The organism is Streptomyces fradiae (genome assembly GCF_041270065.1).
GTDB lineage: Bacteria > Actinomycetota > Actinomycetes > Streptomycetales > Streptomycetaceae > Streptomyces.
In genome coordinates, this window is the sequence record NZ_CP065958.1 from 3,428,378 (window position 1) to 3,454,568 (window position 26,191).

The window sequence follows — 26,191 nt, forward strand, 5'->3', positions numbered from 1 at the left end:
CCACCCATCCCGGGTGGCGGGCCCTTCTCCGTACCGTCAGAAGAACACCGACTAGAAGAACACCGACCTGCGCTGCACCAGCAACTTGTACAGCGTGTGCTGGATCTGTTCGCGGACCTGGTCCGTCAGGTTGAACATCAGCATCGGGTCCTCCGCCGCCTCCAGCGGGTAGCCGTCCGTCGGGATCGGCTCGCCGAACTGGATCGTCCACTTGGTCGGCAGCGGCAGCGCGCCCAGCGGGCCGAGCCACGGGAAGGTCGGGGTCAGCGGGAAGTACGGCAGGCCCAGCACCCGGGCGAGCGTCTTCGCGTTGCCGAGCATCGGGTAGATCTCCTCCGCGCCCACGATCGAGCACGGCACGATCGGCACCCCGGCCCGCAGCGCCGTCGAGACGAAGCCGCCACGGCCGAAGCGCTGCAGCTTGTACCGCTCGGCGAAGGGCTTGCCGATGCCCTTGAAGCCCTCCGGCATCACCCCGACGATCTCCCCGGCCTTCAGCAGCCGTTCGGCGTCCTCGGCGCAGGCCAGCGTGTGCCCGGCCTTGCGGGCCAGCTCGTTGACCACCGGCAGCATGAACACCAGGTCGGCGGCGAGCAGCCGCAGATGACGCCCGGCCGGGTGGTGGTCGTGCACGGCGACCTGCATCATCAGGCCGTCCAGCGGCAGCGTCCCGGAGTGGTTGGCCACCACCAGGGCGCCGCCGTCCTTCGGGATGTTCTCGACGCCCTTCACCTCCACCCGGAAGTACTTCTCGGCCAGCGGGCGGAGCAGCGACATCAGGACCTGGTCGGTGAGCTCCTCGTCGTAGCCGAACTCGTCGACCTCGTAGTCGCCGGTGACCCGCCGCCGCAGGAACGCGAGCCCGCCCGCGAGCCGCCGCTCCCAGCCGGAGCCCCGGGCCTCGGGCTCCGCCGGAGCGGGGGCCGATGCCGATGCCGGTGCCGGCTGCGTCGGCAGCGCCCGTACGGCGGCCGCGCCGTCGCTCCTGCCACCGGGCGGCCGGCGGCGGGCCCGGGACCGGTCGTCGTCGAAGGGGATGACCTTGGCGTCCGCCATCGCGATCTGGGCTCCTATTCCGCGGTCGGGGAGGTCGGTTCGGGTACGGGACGGTCCGTGAGCCGGTCCACGAGCCGGTCGGTGAGCCGGTCCACGGCGCCCGCCAGGAGCTCCGGCGGCAGCAGACCCGGGCCCCGGCTCCCCGCGAAGTCCGCGAAGGCCCCGGCGGTGGTGTAGCGGGGCGTGAAGCCGAGGGTCTCGCGCATCTGCACCGTGGACACCACCCGGCCGTGGGTGAGCAGCCGGATCTGCTCCGGCGCGAAGTCGGTCAGGCCGACGGTGCGCAGCGCCTGCCCGACCCAGGTGACCGCGGGCAGCAGCACCGGCACCGTCGGCCGGCCGAGCCGCCGGGCGCACTGGGACAGCAGAAGGACCCCGTCGCCGGCGATGTTGAAGGTGCCGCTGTTGAGGGTGGCGCGGCGCGGCTCGCGGGAGGCCAGTTCGAGGACGTCGATGACGTCGTCCTCGTGGACGAACTGCAGCCGCGGGTCGTAGCCGAGGACGGTGGGCAGGACGGGCAGGTCCAGATACTCGGCGAGCGGGGAGTCCACCCGCGGCCCGAGGATGTTCGCGAAGCGCAGCACGCACACCGCGACGTCCGGGCGGCGCCGGGCGAAGCCCCGTACGTATCCCTCGACCTCGACCGCGTCCTTCGCGAAGCCGCCGCTCGGCAGCGACTTGGCGGGGGTCGTCTCGGTGAAGACCGCCGGGTCGCGGGGCGCGGCCCCGTACACGCTCGTGCTGGACTTCACGACCAGCCGGCGCACCCGCGGCGACTTCTGGCAGGCGCCGAGCAGCTGCATGGTGCCGATGACGTTGGTCTCCTTGACCGACGTGCGGCCGCCGGAGCCGAGCGCGGTGCCGGTGACGTCCATGTGCACGACGGTGTCCACGTCGTACTGCGCGAGGACCTTGGCGACCGTCGGCTGCCGGATGTCGGCCCGGACGAACTCGGCGGCGCCCAGCGGGTGCGGGGAGTCGACGGCGTCCACGGCGACCACCCGGTCGACCTCCGGATCGCGCTGCACGCGCCGGACGAAACGCGCCCCGAGGTGCCGTGCCGCACCGGTGACGAGCACGACCTTGCCCAAGAGAAGCGCCTTCCGTCGGTCTTCCATCGGTGTTCCGCTGACCGCCACCGTAGCGCCTTCACATTTCGGCGCAATAAAAGCGTGGCCCCCCACCGGAAAACGGTGAGGGGCCACGCCGGACGCACGACGCCGTCGAAGCGGCGCGCGCGCTTACTTCTTGTTGCGACGCTGAACGCGCGTGCGCTTGAGCAGCTTGCGGTGCTTCTTCTTCGCCATCCGCTTACGCCGCTTCTTGATAACAGAGCCCACGACTACCCTCGCTCACTTCTCGGAACATCCCCGCGCCAGCGGGGATCGGTGCGGGGCGTCTGGGCCCACACGACCTACGAGGGGCTAGCCTACCGCCCCGAGCGACCGGCTCGTAAACCGAGGGCGTCATCCCGGGACGGTACGTGCCCGCTAAGCGGTCGCCACCCCCACGAAGGATTCCCTGAGGTACTCGTGAACCGCCTGTTCCGGCACCCGGAAGGACCTCCCCACCCGGATCGCCGGCAGATGACCGCTGTGCACCAAGCGGTACACGGTCATCTTCGAGACGCGCATCACCGAGGCGACCTCCGCCACGGTCAGAAACTTCACCTCGTTGAGAGGCCTGTCGCCAGCAGCCATGACCCACCTGTACCTTCCGCCGCGACGCCCACCGGCTTCCCCTCCGGTGACTCTTCGTCGCTGAGCGCTCACGCCCAGAGTAGGGGCGGGTGGTACGAGTGGGGAAGAGGAGCAACCATCGGCCGTTTACCGTGACAGACACGCTCGATTGAGTACATAGCGAGTGAGTGGACGGTAGTAGTCCGAGCGGACCCCGTCATCAAGCGGAACGGCCACCGACACCTGCCCCTCGGCCTCCCCGACGAACAGCGCCGGATCGTCCGTGTCGGCGAGCCCGATGCTCTCGATACCCAGCTGACCTGCCCCGCAGACCCAGCCGTGGTCGCCCACCACCAGCTCCGGAAGCGGCCCGCCGGCCTCGGCCGCGCTCTCCAGGGCCGCCCGAACCGGCAGCGGCGAGTGCGTGTGCGCCCCTGGCTCGCGCCCTGCGGCCGACAGGTCCGGTTCTCGCACCAGCGCGACACCGCGTACGTAGTCGAGCAGGTGCGTGCGTACGCCGAACCGGGTCGTTATGTCGACACATCTCCCCTGCGCCGGGGTGAGAACAAGACAGCCCGCCGCCGACAAAGCGTCTGCGAGCGCGGCGTAGAAACCGAGCAGCCGGTGCGGATGGCCCGTCCCGAGGAGCACCGGAGCCCGCCGCCGGGCCGCCTCGCCGAGCCGCTCCGCGAACGCCGCGAGAGCCCCAAGGGTCCGCTCCGGATCGATCACGTCCGGCCCCGAGCGGTGCGCCGGATCGCCCGACACCCCGCACTTGTCCGCCATCAGCCGCAGCAGTTCACCCTCGTCCCAGCCCCCTTCGGGATCCAGCCCGAGCGTCACCCGCGGATCCCCGGCCGCGAACAGCCGATAGCTCCGCAGGCTCTCCTCCCGTGAGGTCGCCACGGTCCCGGCCAACCCGGCCGCCAACAGATGCGCCCGCAGCGCCCCGGTACTCAGCACCCTGACGATGCTGCCGGAACGACACTGCACCGGGGCCGAAACCCCGAACGCGCCCCACAGTCGGCGTAACCCGGCTTCGGCTGTCCCCCGCCCGTACGAACGGATCAGGCCAGCAGACGGACCGGGCAAAGCGGATCAGGCCAGCGGATCAGGCCAGCGGATCAGGCCAGCAGCCCGCGGAGCGGGAACGCCGCCCGCCGCGTCGCGAGCACCGCCTGGTCGAGCCGGTCCGCCGGATCGTAACCGTCCGCCCAGTCCCGCACCCCGACCGGCCACCGCCCGTCCGTCATCCGCGCCGGCCCCAGCTGCCGGGTCCGCGCGTACACCTCGTCCCGCCACGAGGACGGGATCACCGACTCCGGATCCACCGGAGCGTGCGCCGCGATCCCCACCAGATGCGTCCACGACCGCGGTACGACGTCCACCACCGCGTACCCGCCGCCGCCGAGCGCCAGCCACCGCCCGCCCTCGACATGCGCGTGCGCCAGCTCGTGACACGCCTCCTGCACCGCCCGCTGCGCGTCGAGCGACACCGCCAGATGGGCCAGCGGATCCTCGAAGTGGGTGTCCGCGCCGTGCTGCGTCACCAGGACCTGCGGCCGGAAGTCGGCGATCAGCTCCGGCACCACCGCGTGGAACGCCCGCACCCAGCCCGCGTCCGCGGTCCCCGCCGGAAGCGCCACGTTCACCGCGCTCCCCTCCCCCGCGCCCGCGCCGCCGGTCTCCTCCGGCCAGCCCGTCTGCGGGAACAGCGTCCGCGGATGCTCGTGCAGCGAGATCGTCAGCACCCGCGGATCGTCCCAGAACGCCGCCTGCACCCCGTCCCCGTGGTGCACGTCCACATCCACGTACGCCACCCGCTCCGCGCCCAGTTCGAGCAGCCGGGCGATGGCGAGCGAGGCGTCGTTGTAGATGCAGAAACCGGAGGCCGCGCCCGGCATCGCGTGGTGCAGCCCGCCCGCGAAGTTCACGGCGTGCGCCGCGTCCCCCCGCCACACGGCCTCCGCCGCGCCCACCGACTGCCCGGCGATCAGCGCGGACACCTCGTGCATCCCCGCGAACGCCGGATCGTCCACCGTCCCCAGGCCGTACGTCTGGTCCGCGGCCCGCGGGTCCGCCGAAGCCGCCCGCACCGCCGCCACATAGTCCTCGCGGTGCACGAGCCGCAGCGTGGAGTCCCCGGCCGGCTTCGCCGCCACCACGTCCACCTGACGGTCGAGCCCGAACGCCCGCACCAGACCCATGGTCAGCGCGAGCCGCACCGGATCCATCGGGTGCTCCGACCCGAAGTCGTAACCGGTGACAGCTTCATCCCACATCAACAGTGCGCGGCTGCTCATGCCCGCCACCGTATCGGGCCTTCGGAGCGCCGAACGACGTGGCATACACCACCGTCACCAGGACCAACACCATCGGCACCAGCATCGCCCCGCGGTAGCTCCACGCGTCCCCGAGCGCCCCCACCAGCGGCGAGCCGACCAGGAATCCCACGTAGTTGAAGACATTGAGCCGCGCCACCGCCGCGTCGCTCGCCCCGGGGAAGAGCCTTCCGGCCGCGGCGAAGGTCTGCGGCACGACCACGCTGAGGCCGAGCCCGAGGACCGTGAACCCGGCCATGCCCACCCAGGGCCCCTGCGCCGCCGCCACGACCGCGAACCCCAGCGCCGCGAGCACCGCGCCGGCCCGCGCCACCACGACCGCGCCGAACCGCCGCACCCCGAAGTCCCCGACCGTCCGTCCGAGCAGGGTCGTCACCATGTACGCGTTGTACGGCACCGTCGCCAGCTCCTCCGAGCTGTGCAGCACGTCCTGGAGGTACTTCGCCGACCAGTTGGAGACCGTCGAGTCCCCGATGTACGCGAAGGTCATCACCAGGCACAGCGGCAGCAGCAGCCGGAACACCACGCCCTGGGAGCCCGCCTGTTCGCCGGCGCCCGTGGCGGCATCCGGCTCCCCGCCCCCGTCCACGTACCAACGGCTCCCGACGAACGCCACCGGCAGCAGCACCACGACCACCGGCAGATACGACACGAACAGCGGCAGATGCCAGTGCGCCCCCGCCCAGGCGAGCGAGGCACCGGCGATCCCGCCGAGGCTGTACGAGGCGTGGAAGCCGAGCATGATGCTCCGCCCGTACGCCCGCTGCAGGCTCACGCCCAGCATGTTCATGGACGCGTCCAGGGCGCCGACCGCGAGCCCGAACACCCCCAGGGCCACCGCCGCCACCCACAACTCCGCGCCGGCGCCCACCGCGAGGAGCGCGAGCAGCACCAGGGGCTGCGCCCAGCGCAGCACGGCGGCCGGCCCGACCCGCGCCGCCACCTTCTCGGTGACGACGCTGGACACCCCGGCAAGGACCGGCACCGCCGCCAGGAACGCGGGCAGCAGCCCGTCGGATATCCCGTACCGGTCCTGGATCGCCGGAATCCGGGTCACGAGCAGGGCGAAGGTGACCCCCTGCACGAAGAAGCTCACCGTGAGGGATCCCCGCCCACGCCGCAACCGCGCATCTGTCATGGCGGCACAGTAGGGCCGGGACCTACCCAGCGGTAGATGGATCACATGCCCAATGTGCCGAGCAGCTCGTCCATGTGCTCGAAGTACCCGGTCACCCCGGTCAGCCGCTCCCTCGGCGTCATCGCCGTGAACCCGAACACGTCCATCCCGGCCGCGACCGCCGCCTGCACCCCGAGCGCGCTGTCCTCGACGACGACACAACGCCCCGACGGCACGCCCATCCGCTCGGCCGCGTACAGAAAGAGGTCGGGCGCCGGCTTCCCCCGGCCGACGTCCTCGGCACTGAACACGATCTCCTCCCGGAACCAGGCGTCGAGCCCGGTCTTCCGATGCCCCACCCGGATCCGCTCATGACTCCCGGACGAGGCCACGCAGTACGGCACCCCTGCGGCGACGAGCCGCTTGAGCACGTCCGGCGCGCCGGTCACGGGCTCCAACTCCCGCTGGAACGCGTCGAACACGCGCTGGTGGAAGGTCGAGTCGAAGTCGGCCGGCAGCGACCGCCCGGTCCGCTCCTCGACGATCTCGTGCACACGGTGCATGGCGGACCCCATGAAGTCGCGAACCGACTCCTCGTACGTGGTGGGGTGCCCGAGCTCGGTGAGGTAGGCAGCAAGGAGGTGGTTGGAGATGGGCTCGCTGTCGACGAGCACACCGTCATTGTCGAAGATCACCAGGTCGTAGCGCATAGGACAAACCTAGATCCCTGCAGGTGGCCGATGGATACGCTGGTCCGGGCACCTACCAGGAGGACAGCATGGCCGACCTCACCCCCGAGCAGATGCACCGGCTGCACGACTTCGCGGAGCAGCTGGCGGAGCTGGCCGAACATCAGGAAGACCAATGGAAGGTGCAGACCACCGACGGTCAGATCTTCCTCACCATGATGAGCCCCACGGCTCCACACGGTCTCAACGTGGTGAGACTGCGCCGTCAGATCGAGGCGCAGACGCCCGAGGTCATCGCCCTCAACGACACCAACATGGGCGATCCCGTGACGGGCCTGACCAAGGTGCCCGACCTCATGGTCATCGCGGAGGAGGACACCGACGACACGGCGAAGAGCATCAACTCCCGCGATGTCCTGATGGTCGTGGAGGTCGTCTCCCGGTCCAATTCCCTCACGGACATCCGCGACAAGCTCTGCGACTACCCCAAGATGGGAGTCCCGCTGTACGTCGTCGTGGACCCGCGCAAGGACAAGAGGACCGTCACAGTGCACAGCGACCCGTCGCAGGGCCCCGACGGTATCCGCTATCGCAAGGAAGTCCCTTACGCATTCGGCGACAGCGTCACCGCCGGCCGCTGGACTCTCGACACGGCCAGTCTCAAGAGCTACCCGGCCGACTGGTGAGGCATCGGAGCGAGGCTACGCCTCGACTCCGGCCGTGAACGCAGAAAAGCCCCGCACCATAAGGTGCGGGGCTTTCCCACAATGATTGTTCGGCGGCGTCCTACTCTCCCACAGGGTCCCCCCTGCAGTACCATCGGCGCTGAAAGGCTTAGCTTCCGGGTTCGGAATGTAACCGGGCGTTTCCCTAACGCTATGACCACCGAAACACTATGAAGTTGAACCGCCGCGCCCCTAGTAGGGGGGCGTGTTCGTTACTTCAGAACTAACACAGTGGACGCGAGCAACTGAGGACAAGCCCTCGGCCTATTAGTACCGGTCAGCTCCACCCATTACTGGGCTTCCACATCCGGCCTATCAACCCAGTCGTCTACTGGGAGCCTTACCCTCTCAAGGAGGTGGGAATACTCATCTCGAAGCAGGCTTCCCGCTTAGATGCTTTCAGCGGTTATCCCTCCCGAACGTAGCCAACCAGCCATGCCCTTGGCAGAACAACTGGCACACCAGAGGTTCGTCCGTCCCGGTCCTCTCGTACTAGGGACAGCCCTTCTCAATATTCCTGCGCGCACAGAGGATAGGGACCGAACTGTCTCACGACGTTCTAAACCCAGCTCGCGTACCGCTTTAATGGGCGAACAGCCCAACCCTTGGGACCGACTCCAGCCCCAGGATGCGACGAGCCGACATCGAGGTGCCAAACCATCCCGTCGATATGGACTCTTGGGGAAGATCAGCCTGTTATCCCCGGGGTACCTTTTATCCGTTGAGCGACGGCGCTTCCACAAGCCACCGCCGGATCACTAGTCCCGACTTTCGTCCCTGCTCGACCCGTCGGTCTCACAGTCAAGCTCCCTTGTGCACTTACACTCAACACCTGATTGCCAACCAGGCTGAGGGAACCTTTGGGCGCCTCCGTTACCCTTTGGGAGGCAACCGCCCCAGTTAAACTACCCATCAGACACTGTCCCTGATCCGGATCACGGACCGAGGTTAGACATCCAGCACGACCAGAGTGGTATTTCAACGACGACTCCACAACCACTGGCGTGGCCGCTTCACAGTCTCCCACCTATCCTACACAAGCCGAACCGAACACCAATATCAAACTGTAGTAAAGGTCCCGGGGTCTTTCCGTCCTTCTGCGCGAAACGAGCATCTTTACTCGTAGTGCAATTTCACCGGGCCTATGGTTGAGACAGTCGAGAAGTCGTTACGCCATTCGTGCAGGTCGGAACTTACCCGACAAGGAATTTCGCTACCTTAGGATGGTTATAGTTACCACCGCCGTTTACTGGCGCTTAAGTTCTCAGCTTCGCAACCCCGAAAGGTCACTAACCGGTCCCCTTAACGTTCCAGCACCGGGCAGGCGTCAGTCCGTATACATCGCCTTACGGCTTCGCACGGACCTGTGTTTTTAGTAAACAGTCGCTTCTCGCTGGTCTCTGCGGCCACCCCCAGCTCAGAGTGCAAGACTCATCACCAGGTGTGGCCCCCCTTCTCCCGAAGTTACGGGGGCATTTTGCCGAGTTCCTTAACCATAGTTCACCCGAACGCCTCGGTATTCTCTACCTGACCACCTGAGTCGGTTTAGGGTACGGGCCGCCATGAAACTCGCTAGAGGCTTTTCTCGACAGCATAGGATCATCCACTTCACCACAATCGGCTCGGCATCAGGTCTCAGCCTTAACGTGTGACGGATTTGCCTACCACACGGCCTACACCCTTACCCCGGGACAACCACCGCCCGGGCTGGACTACCTTCCTGCGTCACCCCATCGCTTACCTACTACCACCTTGGTTCGCCGGCTCCACCACTTTCCATTCCCCGAAGGGTCCGGAACGGCTTCACGGGCTTAGCATTAATGGGCTCGATATTGGGCGTTTCAAAGCGGGTACCGGAATATCAACCGGTTGTCCATCGACTACGCCTGTCGGCCTCGCCTTAGGTCCCGACTTACCCTGGGCAGATCAGCTTGACCCAGGAACCCTTAGTCAATCGGCGCACACGTTTCTCACGTGTGTATCGCTACTCATGCCTGCATTCTCACTCGTGAACCGTCCACAACTCGCTTCCGCGGCTGCTTCACCCGGCACACGACGCTCCCCTACCCATCACAGCGGGCGTTGGCCCTCATGCTGCAATGACACGACTTCGGCGGTACGCTTGAGCCCCGCTACATTGTCGGCGCGGAATCACTTGACCAGTGAGCTATTACGCACTCTTTCAAGGGTGGCTGCTTCTAAGCCAACCTCCTGGTTGTCTCTGCGACTCCACATCCTTTCCCACTTAGCGTACGCTTAGGGGCCTTAGTCGATGCTCTGGGCTGTTTCCCTCTCGACCATGGAGCTTATCCCCCACAGTCTCACTGCCGTGCTCTCACTTACCGGCATTCGGAGTTTGGCTAAGGTCAGTAACCCGGTAGGGCCCATCGCCTATCCAGTGCTCTACCTCCGGCAAGAAACACACGACGCTGCACCTAAATGCATTTCGGGGAGAACCAGCTATCACGGAGTTTGATTGGCCTTTCACCCCTAACCACAGGTCATCCCCCAGGTTTTCAACCCTGGTGGGTTCGGTCCTCCACGAAGTCTTACCTCCGCTTCAACCTGCCCATGGCTAGATCACTCCGCTTCGGGTCTTGAGCGTGCTACTGAATCGCCCTGTTCGGACTCGCTTTCGCTACGGCTTCCCCACACGGGTTAACCTCGCAACACACCGCAAACTCGCAGGCTCATTCTTCAAAAGGCACGCAGTCACGAGATACAAGCAAGCTTGTATCCGACGCTCCCACGGCTTGTAGGCACACGGTTTCAGGTACTATTTCACTCCGCTCCCGCGGTACTTTTCACCATTCCCTCACGGTACTATCCGCTATCGGTCACCAGGGAATATTTAGGCTTAGCGGGTGGTCCCGCCAGATTCACACGGGATTTCTCGGGCCCCGTGCTACTTGGGTGTCTCTCAAACGAGCCGCTAATGTTTCGTCTACGGGGGTCTTACCCTCTACGCCGGACCTTTCGCATGTCCTTCGACTACATCAACGGTTTCTGACTCGTCCTGTCGCCGGCAGACGACAGAAGAGAGATCCCACAACCCCGCATGCGCAACCCCTGCCGGGTCTCACACGCATACGGTTTGGCCTCATCCGGTTTCGCTCGCCACTACTCCCGGAATCACGGTTGTTTTCTCTTCCTGAGGGTACTGAGATGTTTCACTTCCCCTCGTTCCCTCCACATGCCCTATGTGTTCAGGCATGGGTGACAGCCCATGACGACTGCCGGGTTTCCCCATTCGGAAACCCCCGGATCAAAGCCTGGTTGACGGCTCCCCGGGGACTATCGTGGCCTCCCACGTCCTTCATCGGTTCCTGGTGCCAAGGCATCCACCGTGCGCCCTTAAAAACTTGGCCACAGATGCTCGCGTCCACTGTGTAGTTCTCAAGCAACGACCAGCCACCCATCACCCCACCACGACGTGGTGAGTTCACTGGGGCCGGCATCGCGAAGGCAAGACCTTTCGGCCGTACCCTCAGATACCCAACAACGTGCCAAGCACACTCTTCCGACTTCTCATCGCGTTCCACGCCGAAGCAGTACTAGCGAAGGAGTCTTCCGAGTGTGCCAACTAATCAACGTTCCACCCATGAGCTGACCGTGCGAGACGTTTGCTCGCAATCGGTGCTGTGCTCCTTAGAAAGGAGGTGATCCAGCCGCACCTTCCGGTACGGCTACCTTGTTACGACTTCGTCCCAATCGCCAGTCCCACCTTCGACAGCTCCCTCCCACAAGGGGTTGGGCCACCGGCTTCGGGTGTTACCGACTTTCGTGACGTGACGGGCGGTGTGTACAAGGCCCGGGAACGTATTCACCGCAGCAATGCTGATCTGCGATTACTAGCAACTCCGACTTCATGGGGTCGAGTTGCAGACCCCAATCCGAACTGAGACCGGCTTTTTGAGATTCGCTCCGCCTCACGGCATCGCAGCTCTTTGTACCGGCCATTGTAGCACGTGTGCAGCCCAAGACATAAGGGGCATGATGACTTGACGTCGTCCCCACCTTCCTCCGAGTTGACCCCGGCGGTCTCCTGTGAGTCCCCATCACCCCGAAGGGCATGCTGGCAACACAGGACAAGGGTTGCGCTCGTTGCGGGACTTAACCCAACATCTCACGACACGAGCTGACGACAGCCATGCACCACCTGTATACCGACCACAAGGGGGCACCCATCTCTGGATGTTTCCGGTATATGTCAAGCCTTGGTAAGGTTCTTCGCGTTGCGTCGAATTAAGCCACATGCTCCGCTGCTTGTGCGGGCCCCCGTCAATTCCTTTGAGTTTTAGCCTTGCGGCCGTACTCCCCAGGCGGGGAACTTAATGCGTTAGCTGCGGCACCGACGACGTGGAATGTCGCCAACACCTAGTTCCCAACGTTTTACGGCGTGGACTACCAGGGTATCTAATCCTGTTCGCTCCCCACGCTTTCGCTCCTCAGCGTCAGTAATGGCCCAGAGATCCGCCTTCGCCACCGGTGTTCCTCCTGATATCTGCGCATTTCACCGCTACACCAGGAATTCCGATCTCCCCTACCACACTCTAGCCTGCCCGTATCGGATGCAGACCCGGGGTTAAGCCCCGGGCTTTCACACCCGACGTGACAAGCCGCCTACGAGCTCTTTACGCCCAATAATTCCGGACAACGCTTGCGCCCTACGTATTACCGCGGCTGCTGGCACGTAGTTAGCCGGCGCTTCTTCTGCAGGTACCGTCACTTTCGCTTCTTCCCTGCTGAAAGAGGTTTACAACCCGAAGGCCGTCATCCCTCACGCGGCGTCGCTGCATCAGGCTTTCGCCCATTGTGCAATATTCCCCACTGCTGCCTCCCGTAGGAGTCTGGGCCGTGTCTCAGTCCCAGTGTGGCCGGTCGCCCTCTCAGGGCCGGCTACCCGTCGTCGCCTTGGTGAGCCGTTACCTCACCAACAAGCTGATAGGCCGCGGGCTCATCCTTCACCGCCGGAGCTTTCCAGTCTCGAAGATGCCCTCGAGACTCGTATCCGGTATTAGACCCCGTTTCCAGGGCTTGTCCCAGAGTGAAGGGCAGATTGCCCACGTGTTACTCACCCGTTCGCCACTAATCCACCCCGAAGGGCTTCATCGTTCGACTTGCATGTGTTAAGCACGCCGCCAGCGTTCGTCCTGAGCCAGGATCAAACTCTCCGTGAATGTTTACCGGTAATCCGGTGCAACACACACGAGAGCGGAACAGTCATGCCGGAATGTGGCCGACTGTTCACAGCGTCCTCGCTGTGCGCCTTCCTCGCGGAAGGACTTTTTCAAAGGAACCTCGACCATCCGAAGATGGACGGGGTATCAACTAATCTGGCGTTGATTTTTGGCACGCTGTTGAGTTCTCAAGGTGCGGACGCTTCCTTTGTACTCACCCTCGCGGGCTTTCCTCCGGGCGCTTCCTTCGTTTCCGACTCTATCAGATCTTTCCGATCCGATTTCCTCGGTGCTTTCCGGTCCCTTTTCGACTTTCGTCGTTCCGGGCCCTTCCGGCGGTTCCGACTCTATCAGATCCTTTCGGCGTCTGATTCCCAGTCAGCGGGGTTTGTCTTCCCGGCCGTTGGGCCGTTCCGACGAGTGAGACTTTAGCGGATTCCGCGGCTCCGACGCTAATCGGGGGCCGGCGTTCAAACCTTCGAACGCGGATTCCTCATTTCGCAAAAACGCACGGAAACGCAGGACGGCGCGACGAATCGACACCGTCAGGCATTGATGGTTCTTGCGGAATGGCTGTCCGGGGCCGACCGGGGTCGGTGCTCACGTCGGACAACTCGGAGAACACTACGGATCCGGTAATCCCGTGTCAACCCGGGGCCCTGGGCGTACCCTGTGCGTATGACGAAGCATGCGCACACCACCCAGTGGTGGGCCGCCTGACCGGCGGCCCGTAGCTCACGCATGCAGACAACGGCCGCCGCCTCGGCGGCCGTTCGCGTATCCCCCTCCGGGAGTCCGGCCGACGGGCCGGCGGTGCTCAGACAGACCAGAGAGCACAGGAGAGAGGGAGAACGACGCTCATGAAGCGGATCTTCAGTGGGGTCAAGCCGACCGGGCACCTGACGCTGGGCAACTACCTCGGGGCCGTACGGCAGTGGGTCGAGGTGGACCAGTACGCGGCGGACGCGCTGTTCAGTGTGGTGGATCTGCACGCGCTGACCGTGGAGCACGATCCGGCGCGGGTGACGCGGCTGAGCCGGCAGGCGGCGACGCTGCTGCTTGCCGCGGGGCTCGATCCGGAGCGGTGCACCGTCTTCGTACAGAGTCATGTGGACGAGCACGCGCGGCTCTCGTATCTGATGGAGTGCGTGGCCACGGACGGCGAGATGCGCCGGATGATCCAGTACAAGGAGAAGAGCGTGCGGGCCCGGGAGTCCGGGCAGGGGGTGCGGCTCGCGCTGCTCACGTATCCGGCGCTGATGGCGGCGGACATCCTCGCGTACGCGACGGACGAGGTGCCGGTGGGTGAGGACCAGACGCAGCACGTGGAGCTGGCGCGGGACCTGGCGGTGCGGTTCAACCAGCGGTACGGGCAGGTGTTCACGGTGCCGAAGGCGACGCATCCGAAGGTGGCGGCGCGGGTCATGGATCTGCAGGACCCGACGTCGAAGATGGGGAAGTCGCACGAGAACGGGTCCGGGATCGTCTATCTGCTCGACGATGCGGACACCGTACGGCGGAAGATCATGCGCGCCGTGACGGACAGCGGGCGCGAGGTCGTCTACGACCCGGAGGTCAGTCCGGGGGTGGCGAACCTGGCGGATCTGCTGGCCGCCGCCACCGGCTGCCGCGACGTGGCCGAGCTCGCCGCCACGTACGACTCGTACGGCGCTCTGAAGAAGGACACCGCCGAGGCGGTCGTCGAACTGCTGCGGCCGGTGCGGGAGCGGCATGCCGAGCTGGCGGCGGATCCGGCGTACGTGGAGAAGGTGCTGCGGGCGGGGGCCGAGCGGGCGCGCGGGATGGCGCGGCCGGTGGTCGACCGGGCCTATCGGGCGATCGGGCTGCTGCCGGCGTTCTGACCGGCCGTTCTATCCGCCGTTCTGGCGGAAGGCCTGTCGGTAGTCGCGCGGGCTGGTGGCAAGGTGCGAGGCGAAGTGCTGGCGCATCGTGACCTCGCTGCCGAAGCCCGCGCGGCGGGCCACCTCGGGGAGGGGGTGGTCGGTGCGTTCGAGGAGCTTCTGGGCGGCGGCGAGGCGCTGGGCGATCAGCCAGCGGGCGGGGGTGGTGCCGGTCGTCGCCTGGAAGTGGCGGGCGAAGGAGCGGGCGGACATGCCCGCGCGGGCGGCGAGGCTCGCGACGGTGTGCGGCTCGTCGAGGTGGGCGAGGGCGTGGGCGCGTACGGCGGCGAGGGCGTCGGCGTCGCGGTCGGCGCGCGGGGTGGGGTGCTCGATGAACTGGGCCTGGGTGCCGGTGCGGAACGGGGCCGTCACCATCGAGCGGGCGATGGTGGCGGCGACCTCGGCGCCGTGGGCCGTACGGACCAGGTGGAGGCAGAGGTCGATGCCCGCGGCCGTACCGGCGGAGGTCCAGATGCCGGTGTCCTCGACGAACAGGGCCTCGGCCTCGACGGTCACCCGGGGGTGGCGGGCGGCGAGGGCCGGGGCGAGGCGCCAGTGGGTGACGGCGCGGCGGCCGTCGAGGAGGCCGGCGCGGGCGAGGACGAAGGCGCCGGCGCAGAGGGAGGCGACGGGGGTGCCGGCGGCGTGGGCGCGGCGCAGCGCGTCGAGCACGGGGGCGGGGAAGTCGGCGGTGGGGTCCTCGATGCCGGGGACGAGGACGAGGTCGGCGGGGGTGAGTTCGTCGAGCCAGTCGAGTGGGCGGTCGGGCGCGAGGCTGAGGCCGCCGCGGATCGGGACGGGGGCGCCCGGGTCGGCGGCGGTGCGGCGCAGTTCGAAGGGCGGGACGCCGCGGGTGCTGCGGTCGGTGCCCCAGACCTCGGTGATGACGGAGACGTCGAAGGCGCGGATGCCGGGGAAGGCGAGGAGGGCGATGCGTTGCGCGGCCTGCGCGGCTTCTGCTTCTGCTTCTGCTTCTGCCATGAGTGGCAGTAAACCATCGATCGATGGCTTTCCTGCCTCTGGGACCGGAGTCCTGGCGACGGCAGGATTCAGGGCATGGAGATCACGGAGAACATCACGGTCGAGAACAACGCGGCGCTCATCGTCATCGACGTCCAGAAGGGTTTCGAGGACGCGTTCTGGGGCCGGCGGGACAACGCGGAGGCCGAGCAGAACATGGCGGCCCTGATCGACCGGTGGCAGGAGACGGGGCGTCCGGTCGTCTTCGTACGGCATGACTCGCCGCGCGCTGGTTCACCGCTTGCCCTGGGGACCGAGGGCAATGACCTCAAGGACTTCGTGGAGGAGCGGCGGGGCAGGGGGACCGGGCCGGAGCTGTTCGTCACGAAGACCGTGAACTCGGTGTTCTACGGGGAGCCGGACCTGGACACCTGGCTGAAGGAAGCGGGGATCCGGCAGTTCGTGATCGTCGGCATCCAGACGAACATGTGCAACGAGACGACCGCGCGGATGGGCGGCAACCTCGGCTACGACGTGCTGTTCCCGCTCGACGCGATGCACACCTTCGACCTGACCGGGCCGTTCGGGTGGAAGCAGACGGCGGAGGAGCTGACCCGGGCGACGGCGGTGTCGCTGCACGGCGGGAAGTTCGCCCGGGTGGTGACCACGGAGGACGTGCTCAAGGGCGCGTCCGCTCAGTAAGAGGTCGGGCTCAGCCGAAGGCTCAGCCGTTGCCGGAGGCGAGCTCGCGGCTGCGGTCGCGGGCGGCTTCGAGGGCGGCGATGAGGGCGGCCCGTACCCCGTGGTTCTCCAGCTCGCGGATGGCGGAGATGGTGGTGCCTGCCGGGGAGGTGACGGCCTCGCGGAGCTTGACCGGGTGCTCGCCGCTGTCCCGGAGCATCACGGCGGCGCCGATGGCGGCCTGGACGATGAGGTCGTGGGCCTGGGCGCGGGGCAGGCCGAGGAGGATGCCGGCGTCGGTCATGGCCTCGACGAGGTAGTAGAAGTACGCCGGGCCGGAGCCGGAGAGGGCGGTGGCGGCGTCCTGCTGGGACTCGGGGACGCGCAGGGTCTTGCCGACGCCGCCGAAGATCTCCTCGGTGTGGGCGAGGTGGTCGGGGGTGGCGTGGCTGCCGGCGGAGATCACCGACATGCCCTCGTCGACGAGCACGGGCGTGTTGGGCATGACGCGGACGACCGGGGTGCCGGCGGTGAGCCGCTCCTCGATGAAGGCGGTGGTGATACCCGCGGCGGCGCTGACGACCAGGCGGTCGGCGGCGACGTGCGGGGCGAGCTCGTCGAGCAGCCGGCCCATGTCCTGGGGCTTCACGGCGAGGATGAGGGTGTCGGCGCGCTTGGCGGCGTCGGCGTTGCTGACGGCCTCGACGCCGTAGCGGGCGCGCAGTTCGTCGGCGCGCTCGGCGCGGCGGGCGGTGACGAGGAGGTCGGCGGGGCGCCAGCCGGCGCGGATCATGCCGCTGAGGAGCGCTTCACCGATCTTGCCGGTGCCGAGGACTGCGACGGTCTGGGTCATGGCTCTGTTCACCTCGCCGGAGGGGGTACGTGCGGCCATCCTCGCACCGCGCCCGCTCCGGCGACGTGGCTGTCCGAGGGGCGGGCACATGATCCGGTCACGCCATCCGGTCATGCCGTGCGGCGGCGGAGGGTGGCGGCGCCGAGGCCGAGGACGAGGACCGCGCAGCCGGCGACGACGAGGGCGTCCCGTACGAAGTCGGTGGTGACGTCGGTGTGGCGCAGGACCTGGTTCATGCCGTCGACGGCGTACGACATGGGCAGGACGTCCGAGATCGCCTCCAGGGCCGGGGCCATCCGGTCGCGCGGGGTGAACAGGCCGCACAGCAGCAGCTGCGGGAAGATCACGGCCGGCATGAACTGGACGGCCTGGAACTCGGAGGCGGCGAAGGCCGAGACGAACAGGCCGAGGGCGGTGCCGAGCAGCGCGTCGAGCAGGGCGACGAGCAGCAGCAGCCAGGGCGAGCCGATGACGTCGAGGCCGAGGAACCACAGGGCGAGGCCGGTGGCGAGGACGGACTGGACGACGGCGACGAGGCCGAAGGCGAGGGCGTAGCCGGCGATGAGGTCACCCTTGGCCAGGGGCATGGCGAGGAGGCGTTCGAGGGTGCCGGAGGTGCGCTCGCGCAGGGTGGCGATGGAGGTCACCAGGAACATCGTGATCAGCGGGAAGATGCCGAGGAGCGAGGCGCCGATGCTGTCGAAGGTCTGCGGGCTGCCGTCGAAGACGTAGCGGAGCAGGAAGAGCATCAGGCAGGGCACGAGCAGCATCAGGGCGATCGAGCGCGGGTCGTGGCGGAGCTGGCGCAGGACGCGGGCGGCGGTGGCGAGGGTGCGGGCGCTGTTCATCGGCGCTCCTCCTTGGCGGCGGTGCCGGTGGCGGTACGGGTCTGGGCGCGGGCGGCGCGGGCCGCGGCGGCGTCGACGAGGCGGAGGAAGGCGTCCTCGACGGTGGCGGTGTCGTTGCGGCGGCGCAGCGCCTCGGGGGTGTCCTCGGCGAGCAGCTCGCCCTCGCGGAGCAGCAGCAGCCGGTGGCAGCGCTCGGCCTCGTCCATGACGTGCGAGGAGACCAGGAGCGTGGTTCCGCGGTCGGCGGCGATGCGGTGGAACAGGTCCCACAGGTCGCGGCGCAGGACGGGGTCGAGGCCGACAGTGGGTTCGTCGAGGACGAGGAGCTCGGGGGTGCCGAGCAGGGCGACGGCGAGCGAGACGCGGCTGCGCTGGCCGCCGGAGAGGCGGCCGGCGAGGGCGTCGGCGTGGGAGGTGAGGTCGACGTCCTCGATCGCCCGGTCGACGGCGGCGCGGCGCTCGGCGTGGTGGGCGCGGCCGGGGAGCAGGATCGCGGCGAAGTAGTCGAGGTTCTGCCGGACGGTGAGGTCGTCGTAGACGGAGGGCGCCTGGGTGACGTAGCCGATGCGGGAGCGCAGGGCGGGGTCGCCGGCGGGCCGGCCGAGGACGTCGAGGGTGCCGGTGACCTTGGCCTGGGTGCCGACGATCGCGCGCATGAGGGTGGTCTTGCCGCAGCCGGAGGGGCCGAGGAGGCCGGTGATGCGGCCGCGGGGGACGGTGAAGTCGAGGCCGCGCAGGGCGGTGCGGTCGCCGCGGACGACGGTGAGCGCGGTCGCCGTGATGGCGGCGGACGGGGCGGCCGGTGGGGCCTCACCGATTTTATTCATCATGTGATGAATAATGGGCTGAGGGGTGCGGAACGTCAAGAACCCCGGACGGTGAACGTCCGGGGTTCTCGGAGGGGGTTTGGCGAGGGTGGGGGGTCAGCCGCGCTTGGGCTTCTTGCGGCCGCGGCGCTTCTCGAAGCGCGTGACGGCCTCCTCGTACTCCGCGCGCCGCAGCTTCTCGCCGGGCGCCTCGCTGAGGCTGCGGAAGAAGTAGGCGAGCAGCGAGCCGATGAAGCCGATGGCCTTCAGGCTGCGCAGGGCGTCCTCACGGGCCGGGTCGGCCGGGCGGCGGACGAAGCCCTCCCAGGTCTTGCGGAAGGCGATCGCGCTGCAGATCGCGAACATCACGACCACCAGCAGGTTCACGAAGCCGCCGACCTTCGCGATCTCCAGGCCCTGGTAGGCGAAGCGCAGCACGAAGCAGCCGGCGACCGCGGCCACCAGCGAACCGGCCGCGACGCCGATCCGGCGCAGCCCGTAGTTGCCGCTGTGGTCCAGCCAGGTCGTGCCGAAGAAGCGGAGCTCTTCGGGCTGCGGCCCGGCGGGGGTCGCGCCGGCCTTGCTCTGCCTGCTCTGCCTGTCCTGCTTGTCCTCGCGTGCGTCGCTCACGGGATCGATTATCCCCGGACGGCCAAAGAAGGCGGAAAACCGTCGTCAGCAGCGCGGGGCGACCATGCCGTCGCTGCCCGTGTGCACGTACGCGTCGGAGACGTACTCCGCCCCGTCGTCGATCTTGTCCCAGATGTTCGTGGTGCCGTACGGGCCGGTGACCCACGTGCCGTACGTCTGGCAGTAGACCGGCACCGTGGCTCCGAGCGGCAGGGTGCGGACGATCGGGTACTGGGTGCCCGGGCCCGAGCGGACGTTGAGCCGGACCCCGGGCGCGACCGGGTAGCGCTGGATGCTCATGGTTTTCCTCCCCCGTCGGCCGGAACACGCTCCCCGTGAAGCGCTCCGCCGAATTTCACTCTCTGCGACGCGCAGGCTAGCAAGCCCCACCGACATCGGCCCCGTCATCGACTAGGCTCCGTGCGTCGCGCGGGCGCGCGGACACCGACGGGGAACCACACGGGGGTTGGCGATGCCGCCGTTGCGCAGGACCGGTGCCGACCGGGAAGCGGAAGGGCCCGACTACGCGGGCGAGTACCGGCTCCAGGCCTGTCTCGGCGCCGGTGGCATGGGCGTCGTCCATCTCGCCACCTCCGCCTCGGGTTTGCGGCTCGCGGTCAAGGTGGTGCACGAACAGTACGCGGAGGACCCCGAGTTCAGGGCCCGGTTCCGGCAGGAGGTCGCGGCCGCGCGGCGGGTCAGCGGGGCGTTCACCGCGCCCGTCGTGGACGCCGACCCCGATGCCGTGCGCCCCTGGATGGCCACCCTCTACGTGCCCGGGCCCACCCTCGCCGACCAGGTGAAGCGGAGCGGCCCGCTGTCCCCCGCCGAGCTGCGCCGGCTCACCGCCGGGCTCGCGGAGGCGCTGCGCGACATCCACCGGGCGGGTGTGGTGCACCGCGATCTCAAGCCGAGCAATGTGCTGCTCACCGACTCGGGTCCGAAGGTCATCGACTTCGGCATCTCCCGCCCCGTGGACAGCGATCTGCACACGGAGACCGGGAAGTTGATCGGCTCGCCGCCCTTCATGGCGCCCGAGCAGTTCCAGCGGCCGAGGGAGGTCGGGCCGTCGGCGGACGTGTTCGCGCTCGGCTCGGTGCTGGTGCACGCGGCGACGGGGCACGGGCCGTTCGACTCCGACAGCCCGTACATCGTCGCGTACCAGGTCGTGCACGACGAGCCGGATCTGACGGGGGTTCCGGAGGAGCTCGCGCCGCTGGTCGCGCGGTGTCTGGCCAAGGAGCCGGGCGAACGGCCCACGCCTGCCGAGATCATGGCGGCGCTGCTGCCGCCGTCGTACGAGGCGACCGCCTTCATACCGGCGCAGCGGCGGCCCGCTCTGCGCGCTCTGCCGGTTCCGGCCCAGGCCGGGCCCGGTGCCGCCTGGGACGCGGACACGCCGGTACGGGCCCCCGCGCCCGGGCCCGCGCCCCGGCGGCGCAGGCGGCTGCGGCGCGGGCCGCTCGCCGTCGGCGCCGCGTTCGTGCTCGCGGCCGGCGGCACCGTCGCCGCCCTGTCGTACGCCGGCGGGCCGGCGCCCGCCCCCAGGCCGCCCGCCGAGGCCGCGAAGGCCTTCAGCGGCTGGCAGACCGCCCTCCAGAAGAGCGGCGAACCGGCCGCGCCCGCCTGCGCCCTCGACGGCGGCGCGCTGTACTGCTCCGGGCGCGGGATCGCCGCCGCCCGGCTCGACCCGGCCACCGGGCGGGTCCTCTGGTCCCGGCCCGGGCCCGCCGACGCGTTCCCGCCGCCGGCCCCGGCCGCGCTGGCCGGCGGGCGGCTCGCCGCGGTGTCGGCGACCGGTGAGCTCCGGACGTACGGCGCCGACGGCGTCCCCGGCTGGCAGCGGACGGCGAAGGGCGGCCGGGCCGAGGGCGCGCACGCCGCCGGCGACGTCCTCGTGATCTCCGACGGCACGGCCGCGCTGCGCGGCGTCGACGCGGCGAGCGGCCGGGAACTGTGGCACCACGCGCTGCGCGGGCACCAGTACCCGGTGCCGGGCGCGTACGACGCGGCCACCGGCCTGCTCACCGTCACCGAGGTGCTCGTCGACGGGCGCCACACGCGCGTGAGCACCGTCCGGCCGCGCACCGGCGAGGTCGTCCGGCAACAACGGCTCACCGGCCAGCTCTCCCCCGCCGACTCGGTGCGGGGCGGCGCGCTGGTCCTGGCCGCCCTGAACCGCGACGGGATGGCCGAGGCCCTGGTGCGCTACGGCCTCGCCGACGGCTCCGTCCACCGGTCCGTCCTGCCGGACCTGGTCGACGGCCCGTCCCTGGCCGCGCACGGCGACGTCGTCCTCCTCCTGTCGCCGAGCGGGCGGCTCGGCGCCGTCGACATCTCCGGGCCGCGCGGCCGCCTTCTCTGGGACCTGGAAACGGCCACCGCCCACCTCTCCGCCCCCGTCCTCGACGCCGCCGGCGCCCGCCTCTACCTCTCCGCCCCGGACGGCCGCCTCCTCGCCGTCGACGCCCACCGCGGCACCATCCTCGGCCAAACCACCCCCCGCCTCCACGACGGCCGCCCCTCCTCCCCCACCTCCGCCGTCCCCGCCCCCTCCCTCGCCCCCGACCGCGTCTACGGCACGGCCCCGGACGGCTCGGTCTTCGCGGTGGATGCGGGGGATCCGGCGGGGTGGTAGGGCGGTCGCCGCGGCGCGGGCCGGGGGCGATTCACCGGGCCTGCGGCCCGGAGGCCCCGCCTGGCCTGGGCGGCCGGGCGCTCCGGCACGGGCCCGCCGCCGTGCCCCAGGCCCTGCGGGGCCGGGGCCCCGCCTGGCGGAGCTGGTGAGGCGCCGCCCCGGCAAGCCCTCGGGGCCGGGGGCCCGGGGCGCACGCCCATGCCCGGCCCGGAGCGCGGCACCGCGCGAACGGCGGTGACCCCCGGGAGCGCGGGGAACGCCAGGGCCGCAGGCCCAGGGCGCCGCCCGGACCGGCACGCGCCCCGCGCGGGGAACGCCAGGGCCGCAGGCCCAGGGCGTCGGCCGGACCGGCACGCGCCCCGCGCGCGAAACGGCGGTGGCCAGGGTCCCCGATTCGAGGGCCCCGGCCACCGCCGGTTGTCCGTTCCCGTGGGGCGTCAGCCCAGCTTCGTCACGTCGCGGACCGCGCCCTTGTCCGCGCTCGTCGCCATCGCCGCGTACGCGCGCAGGGCCGCCGTGACCTTGCGGGTGCGGTTCTTCGGGGCGTAGACGCCGCCGAGGGCCTCGCGACGGGCGGCGAGGGTGGGGGCGTCGACGAGGAGGTCGATCGAGCGGTTGGGGATGTCGATGCGGATGCGGTCGCCGTCCTCGACGAGGGCGATCGTGCCGCCCGAGGCCGCCTCCGGGGAGGCGTGGCCGATGGAGAGGCCCGAGGTGCCGCCGGAGAAGCGGCCGTCGGTGACGAGGGCGCAGGTCTTGCCGAGGCCGCGGCCCTTGAGGAAGGAGGTCGGGTAGAGCATCTCCTGCATGCCGGGGCCGCCCTTGGGGCCCTCGTAGCGGATGACGACCACGTCGCCGTCCTTGACCTGCTTGTTGAGGATCTTCTCGACGGCCTCCTCCTGCGACTCGCAGACGACGGCCGGCCCCTCGAAGGTCCAGATCGACTCGTCGACGCCGGCGGTCTTCACCACGCAGCCGTCGACGGCGATGTTGCCGCGCAGGACGGCCAGGCCGCCGTCCTTGGAGTAGGCGTGCTCGGCGGAGCGGATGCAGCCGGCCGCCGCGTCCACGTCGAGCGTGTCCCAGCGCTCGGACTGCGAGAACGCCTCGGCGGAGCGGACGCAGCCGGGAGCCGCGTGCCACAGCTCGACGGCCTCCTCCGACGGAGACCCGCCGCGCACGTCCCAGTTCTTCAGCCAGTCCGCGAGGGACGGGCTGTGGACGGCGTGCACGTCCTCGTTGAGCAGACCCGCGCGGTGCAGCTCGCCGAGGATGGCGGGGATGCCGCCGGCCCGGTGCACGTCCTCCATGTAGTACGTGCCGCGCGGGGCGACGTTCGGGGCGACCTTGGCCAGGCAGGGCACGCGGCGCGAGATCTCGTCCATGTCCGACAGGCCGTAGTCGAGCTCCGCCTCCTGGGCGGCGGCCAGCAGGTGCAGGATCGTGTTGGTGGAGCCGCCCATGGCGATGTCGAGGGCCATGGCGTTCTCGAAGGCGGCCTTCGTCGCGATGCTGCGCGGCAGGACGGAAGCGTCGTCCTCGTCGTAGTAGCGGCGCGTGATGTCGACGACCGTCCGCGCGGCGTTCTCGTACAGCGCCCGGCGCCCGGTGTGGGTGGCGAGGGTGGAACCGTTGCCGGGGAGGGAGAGGCCGATCGCCTCGGTCAGGCAGTTCATCGAGTTGGCGGTGAACATGCCGGAACAGGACCCGCAGGTCGGACAGGCGCTCTCCTCGATGCGGAGGATGTCCTCGTCCGACACCTTGTCGTTGACGGCCTCGGAGATCGCGTCGACCAGGTCGAGCGTGCGGACCGTGCCGTCGACGAGCGTCGCCCGGCCGGACTCCATGGGGCCGCCGGAGACGAAGACCGTCGGGATGTTGAGGCGCAGGGCCGCCATCAGCATGCCGGGGGTGATCTTGTCGCAGTTGGAGATGCAGATCAGGGCGTCGGCGCAGTGCGCCTCGACCATGTACTCCACGCTGTCCGCGATCAGGTCGCGGGAGGGGAGCGAATAGAGCATGCCGCCGTGGCCCATGGCGATGCCGTCGTCGACGGCGATCGTGTTGAACTCGCGGGCGATGCCGCCGGCGGCCGTGATCGCCTCGGAGACGATCCGGCCCACCGGCTGCAGGTGGGTGTGGCCGGGGACGAACTCCGTGAAGGAGTTGGCCACCGCGATGATCGGCTTCCGTCCGATGTCCGCGCCCGGTACACCGGAGGCGCGCATAAGGGCGCGGGCGCCCGCCATGTTGCGGCCGTGGGTGACTGTGCGGGACCTCAGCTCGGGCATCGTCGCTCGCTCCTCGTGATGGGTGTGTCTGGAGTCGAGCGTACGCTTCGACTCCAAGATCTGGACAAGGGTGTCCGCATGGCGGACGGCCGGTTCAGCGTACGGGCGCGACGCGCACCGGTGGGCCGGGCGGTCGGAACCCGTGGCCCGTGGCCCGTACGGTCGGGCTCGCCGTACGGTCGGGGCCGTCGTACGGTCGGGGCCGCCGGCCGGAAGGACGTCGCCGGCCGGACGCGGCGCGTCAGCACCACCCCGGCCACGCCTCACGGCTGCGTCAGGTAGCGCTGCAGCGTCGGCGCCACCTGGGCCACGATCGTCTCCGGCTCCGCCGAGGCCAGCGGCTCCACCTGGATCACATACCGCAGGATCGCGATCCCGATCATGTGCGAGGCCGCCAGCTCCGCCCGGAACTTCGGGTCCGGTACGTCGAGGTCGGCGGCGATCCGTTCCAGGAGCCGGCGCAGCACGAAGCCGCGCAGCACCTTGGCCGCGGCCTCGTGGGTCAGCGCCGAGCGGATGATCGCGAGCAGCGGGGCGCGGGTCGCCGGGTTCTCCCAGATGCCGATGAAGAAGCGGGCCAGGCGCTCGCCGATGGCATCGCGCGGGCCGCTGATGATGGCCGGGACGACGGCGGTCGGTTCGAACGACACCTCGATCGCCGCGGCGAAGACCTCGTCCTTCGTGCCGAAGTAGTGGTGCACGAGCGCCGGGTCGACCCCGGCCGCCTTCGCGATGCCGCGCACCGAGGTCTTGTCGTAACCGCGCTCGGCGAACTGCTCGCGCGCCGCCTCCAGGATCCGTTCCCGCGCGCCGGGTCCGCCCTCGTCCGCCGCCGTACGGGAGGGGCGGCCGCGCCGCCGGGGAGCACCGCCCGTCGAACCGTCGTCGCTCACGCGCGCGTGCCCCGGGAGGCGGCGGCCAGGTGGAGCCGGGTGAAGGCCAGGGCCTCGGCGAGGTCGGCCTCGCGTTCGGCGGAGGACATCGCGCGGCGGGTGTTGACCTCGATCACGACGTGGCCGTCGTAGCCGCGGTGGGCGAGGCGTTCGAGCAGCTCCGCGCACGGCTGGTTGCCGCGGCCGGGCACAAGGTGCTCGTCCTTGGCCGAGCCGCGCCCGTCGGCGAGGTGGACGTGGCCGAGGCGGTCGCCCATGCGGTCGATCATGGCGAGGGTGTCGGTGCGGGCGGTCGCGGTGTGCGAGAGGTCGATCGTGAAGTGCCGGTAGTCGTCCTTGGTGACGTCCCACTCGGGGGCGTACGCGAGCATCTCGCGGTCCTTGTACCGCCACGGGTACATGTTCTCGACGGCGAAACGGACGTCCGTCTCGTCGGCCATCCGCCAGATGCCGGTGACGAAGTCCCGCGCGTACTGGCGCTGCCAGCGGAACGGCGGGTGCACGACGACGGTCGACGCGCCGAGCTTCTCGGCCGCGGCCTGCGCGCGCTGCAGCTTGACCCACGGGTCGGTGGACCAGACCCGCTGGGTGATCAGGAGGCAGGGCGCGTGCACGGCGAGGATCGGCACCTGGTGGTAGTCGGAGAGCCGGCGCAGCGCCTCGATGTCCTGGCTGACCGGATCGGTCCACACCATGATCTCGACGCCGTCGTACCCGAGGCGCGCGGCGACCTCGAAGGCCGTCGCCGTCGACTCCGGATACACCGAGGCCGTCGACAGGGCGACCTTCGCATCCGGGACGCGCACCACTGGTTCTGCCACGGAGACAGGGTACGGGGCGGGGCTGTGGCCCGGGGCGTGGTTCCGGTCACGCCCCGCAAGGCGCCGGGGGCGGGCCGGGCG

General features: G+C 69.2%; 21 protein-coding genes and 3 rRNA genes. 4 read left to right on the forward strand and 20 right to left on the reverse strand.

Annotation, left to right across the window (positions count from 1 at the left end; translation table 11 throughout):
* Positions 1-51: 51 nt before the first annotated feature.
* The 8 genes from JAO84_RS15430 to JAO84_RS15465 form a co-directional block, all read right to left on the reverse strand.
* The gene (locus JAO84_RS15430) at positions 52-1,056 is read right to left on the reverse strand and encodes a lysophospholipid acyltransferase family protein (protein ID WP_370413410.1); all 1,005 of its coding nucleotides are present in this window, start codon (positions 1,054-1,056) and stop codon (positions 52-54) included.
* A 14-nt stretch (positions 1,057-1,070) separates the two neighbouring features.
* On the reverse strand, positions 1,071-2,147 hold the full coding sequence (locus tag JAO84_RS15435; RefSeq protein ID WP_370413411.1) for an NAD-dependent epimerase/dehydratase family protein: 1,077 nt from the start codon (positions 2,145-2,147) through the stop codon (positions 1,071-1,073).
* Between the two features lie 150 nt (positions 2,148-2,297).
* A complete protein-coding gene (locus JAO84_RS15440; RefSeq protein WP_003948845.1) occupies positions 2,298-2,396 on the reverse strand; it encodes a 30S ribosomal protein bS22 in 99 nt (32 codons plus the stop codon).
* Positions 2,397-2,546: 150 nt separating this feature from the next.
* Entirely contained in the window at positions 2,547-2,756 is a 210-nt protein-coding gene (locus tag JAO84_RS15445) for a helix-turn-helix domain-containing protein (RefSeq protein WP_046910004.1), read from the reverse strand.
* Between the two features lie 126 nt (positions 2,757-2,882).
* Positions 2,883-3,698: a phosphatase gene (locus JAO84_RS15450; protein WP_370413412.1), complete on the reverse strand. Its 816-nt coding sequence runs from the start codon at positions 3,696-3,698 to the stop codon at positions 2,883-2,885.
* A gap of 161 nt (positions 3,699-3,859) precedes the next feature.
* Positions 3,860-5,038 carry an acetoin utilization protein AcuC gene (locus JAO84_RS15455; RefSeq protein WP_370413413.1) on the reverse strand — a complete coding sequence of 393 codons (1,179 nt, stop codon included), beginning with the start codon at positions 5,036-5,038 and terminating at the stop codon, positions 3,860-3,862.
* On the reverse strand, positions 5,007-6,215 hold the full coding sequence (locus JAO84_RS15460) for an MFS transporter (protein ID WP_370413414.1): 1,209 nt from the start codon (positions 6,213-6,215) through the stop codon (positions 5,007-5,009). Before JAO84_RS15460 ends, JAO84_RS15455 begins: the two co-directional genes overlap by 32 nt.
* A 41-nt stretch (positions 6,216-6,256) precedes the next feature.
* Positions 6,257-6,904, reverse strand: coding sequence for an HAD family hydrolase (locus JAO84_RS15465; protein WP_370413415.1), 648 nt, complete (start codon positions 6,902-6,904; stop codon positions 6,257-6,259).
* A 68-nt stretch (positions 6,905-6,972) separates the two neighbouring features.
* Here JAO84_RS15465 and JAO84_RS15470 point away from each other — a divergent pair, with 68 nt between their 5' ends.
* Positions 6,973-7,569 (forward strand): Uma2 family endonuclease, encoded by a 597-nt coding sequence (locus JAO84_RS15470; protein WP_370413416.1) that lies wholly within the window; start codon positions 6,973-6,975, stop codon positions 7,567-7,569.
* Positions 7,570-7,656: 87 nt separating this feature from the next.
* On the opposite strand, the gene rrf is transcribed toward JAO84_RS15470, so the two are convergent.
* The 3 genes from rrf to JAO84_RS15485 form a co-directional block, all read right to left on the reverse strand.
* Positions 7,657-7,773, reverse strand: a 5S ribosomal RNA gene (rrf, locus tag JAO84_RS15475).
* A gap of 82 nt (positions 7,774-7,855) precedes the next feature.
* Positions 7,856-10,976: ribosomal RNA gene (locus JAO84_RS15480) — 23S ribosomal RNA — on the reverse strand.
* Positions 10,977-11,260: 284 nt separating this feature from the next.
* Positions 11,261-12,788 (reverse strand): 16S ribosomal RNA (locus JAO84_RS15485).
* Together the 16S, 23S and 5S rRNA genes form the textbook arrangement of a ribosomal RNA operon.
* Before the next feature lie 860 nt (positions 12,789-13,648).
* Here JAO84_RS15485 and trpS point away from each other — a divergent pair.
* Entirely contained in the window at positions 13,649-14,650 is a 1,002-nt protein-coding gene (gene trpS, locus JAO84_RS15490; protein ID WP_370413417.1) for a tryptophan--tRNA ligase, read from the forward strand.
* 9 nt (positions 14,651-14,659) lie between these two features.
* Here trpS and JAO84_RS15495 read toward each other — a convergent pair whose 3' ends face one another.
* Positions 14,660-15,670 (reverse strand): GlxA family transcriptional regulator, encoded by a 1,011-nt coding sequence (locus JAO84_RS15495; protein WP_370413418.1) that lies wholly within the window; start codon positions 15,668-15,670, stop codon positions 14,660-14,662.
* A 75-nt stretch (positions 15,671-15,745) separates the two neighbouring features.
* Between JAO84_RS15495 and JAO84_RS15500 the strand changes: the two genes are divergently transcribed.
* Positions 15,746-16,351 carry a cysteine hydrolase family protein gene (locus JAO84_RS15500; RefSeq protein WP_370413419.1) on the forward strand — a complete coding sequence of 202 codons (606 nt, stop codon included), beginning with the start codon at positions 15,746-15,748 and terminating at the stop codon, positions 16,349-16,351.
* Between the two features lie 22 nt (positions 16,352-16,373).
* Here JAO84_RS15500 and proC read toward each other — a convergent pair whose 3' ends face one another.
* The 5 genes from proC to JAO84_RS15525 form a co-directional block, all read right to left on the reverse strand.
* Complete coding sequence (gene proC / locus JAO84_RS15505) at positions 16,374-17,183, reverse strand: pyrroline-5-carboxylate reductase (protein WP_265865374.1); 810 nt, start codon at positions 17,181-17,183, stop codon at positions 16,374-16,376.
* A 110-nt stretch (positions 17,184-17,293) separates the two neighbouring features.
* The gene (locus tag JAO84_RS15510; protein ID WP_370413420.1) at positions 17,294-18,031 is read right to left on the reverse strand and encodes an ABC transporter permease; all 738 of its coding nucleotides are present in this window, start codon (positions 18,029-18,031) and stop codon (positions 17,294-17,296) included.
* A complete protein-coding gene (locus tag JAO84_RS15515) occupies positions 18,028-18,861 on the reverse strand; it encodes an ABC transporter ATP-binding protein (RefSeq protein WP_370413421.1) in 834 nt (277 codons plus the stop codon). The genes JAO84_RS15510 and JAO84_RS15515 overlap by 4 nt, the downstream gene beginning before the upstream one ends.
* A gap of 93 nt (positions 18,862-18,954) precedes the next feature.
* Entirely contained in the window at positions 18,955-19,467 is a 513-nt protein-coding gene (locus tag JAO84_RS15520; protein WP_370413422.1) for a hypothetical protein, read from the reverse strand.
* A 45-nt stretch (positions 19,468-19,512) separates the two neighbouring features.
* Positions 19,513-19,767: an SH3 domain-containing protein gene (locus JAO84_RS15525; protein WP_370413423.1), complete on the reverse strand. Its 255-nt coding sequence runs from the start codon at positions 19,765-19,767 to the stop codon at positions 19,513-19,515.
* A gap of 172 nt (positions 19,768-19,939) precedes the next feature.
* Between JAO84_RS15525 and JAO84_RS15530 the strand changes: the two genes are divergently transcribed.
* A complete protein-coding gene (locus tag JAO84_RS15530) occupies positions 19,940-22,105 on the forward strand; it encodes a protein kinase (protein ID WP_370413424.1) in 2,166 nt (721 codons plus the stop codon).
* Between the two features lie 437 nt (positions 22,106-22,542).
* On the opposite strand, the gene ilvD is transcribed toward JAO84_RS15530, so the two are convergent.
* The 3 genes from ilvD to JAO84_RS15545 all read right to left on the reverse strand — a co-directional run bounded on the left by ilvD (position 22,543) and on the right by JAO84_RS15545 (position 26,110).
* Positions 22,543-24,396 carry a dihydroxy-acid dehydratase gene (gene ilvD / locus JAO84_RS15535; RefSeq protein ID WP_370413425.1) on the reverse strand — a complete coding sequence of 618 codons (1,854 nt, stop codon included), beginning with the start codon at positions 24,394-24,396 and terminating at the stop codon, positions 22,543-22,545.
* 263 nt (positions 24,397-24,659) lie between these two features.
* Positions 24,660-25,289 (reverse strand): TetR family transcriptional regulator, encoded by a 630-nt coding sequence (locus tag JAO84_RS15540; RefSeq protein ID WP_370413426.1) that lies wholly within the window; start codon positions 25,287-25,289, stop codon positions 24,660-24,662.
* Positions 25,286-26,110 carry a sugar phosphate isomerase/epimerase family protein gene (locus JAO84_RS15545; RefSeq protein WP_370413427.1) on the reverse strand — a complete coding sequence of 275 codons (825 nt, stop codon included), beginning with the start codon at positions 26,108-26,110 and terminating at the stop codon, positions 25,286-25,288. Before JAO84_RS15545 ends, JAO84_RS15540 begins: the two co-directional genes overlap by 4 nt.
* Between the last annotated feature and the right edge of the window lie 81 nt (positions 26,111-26,191).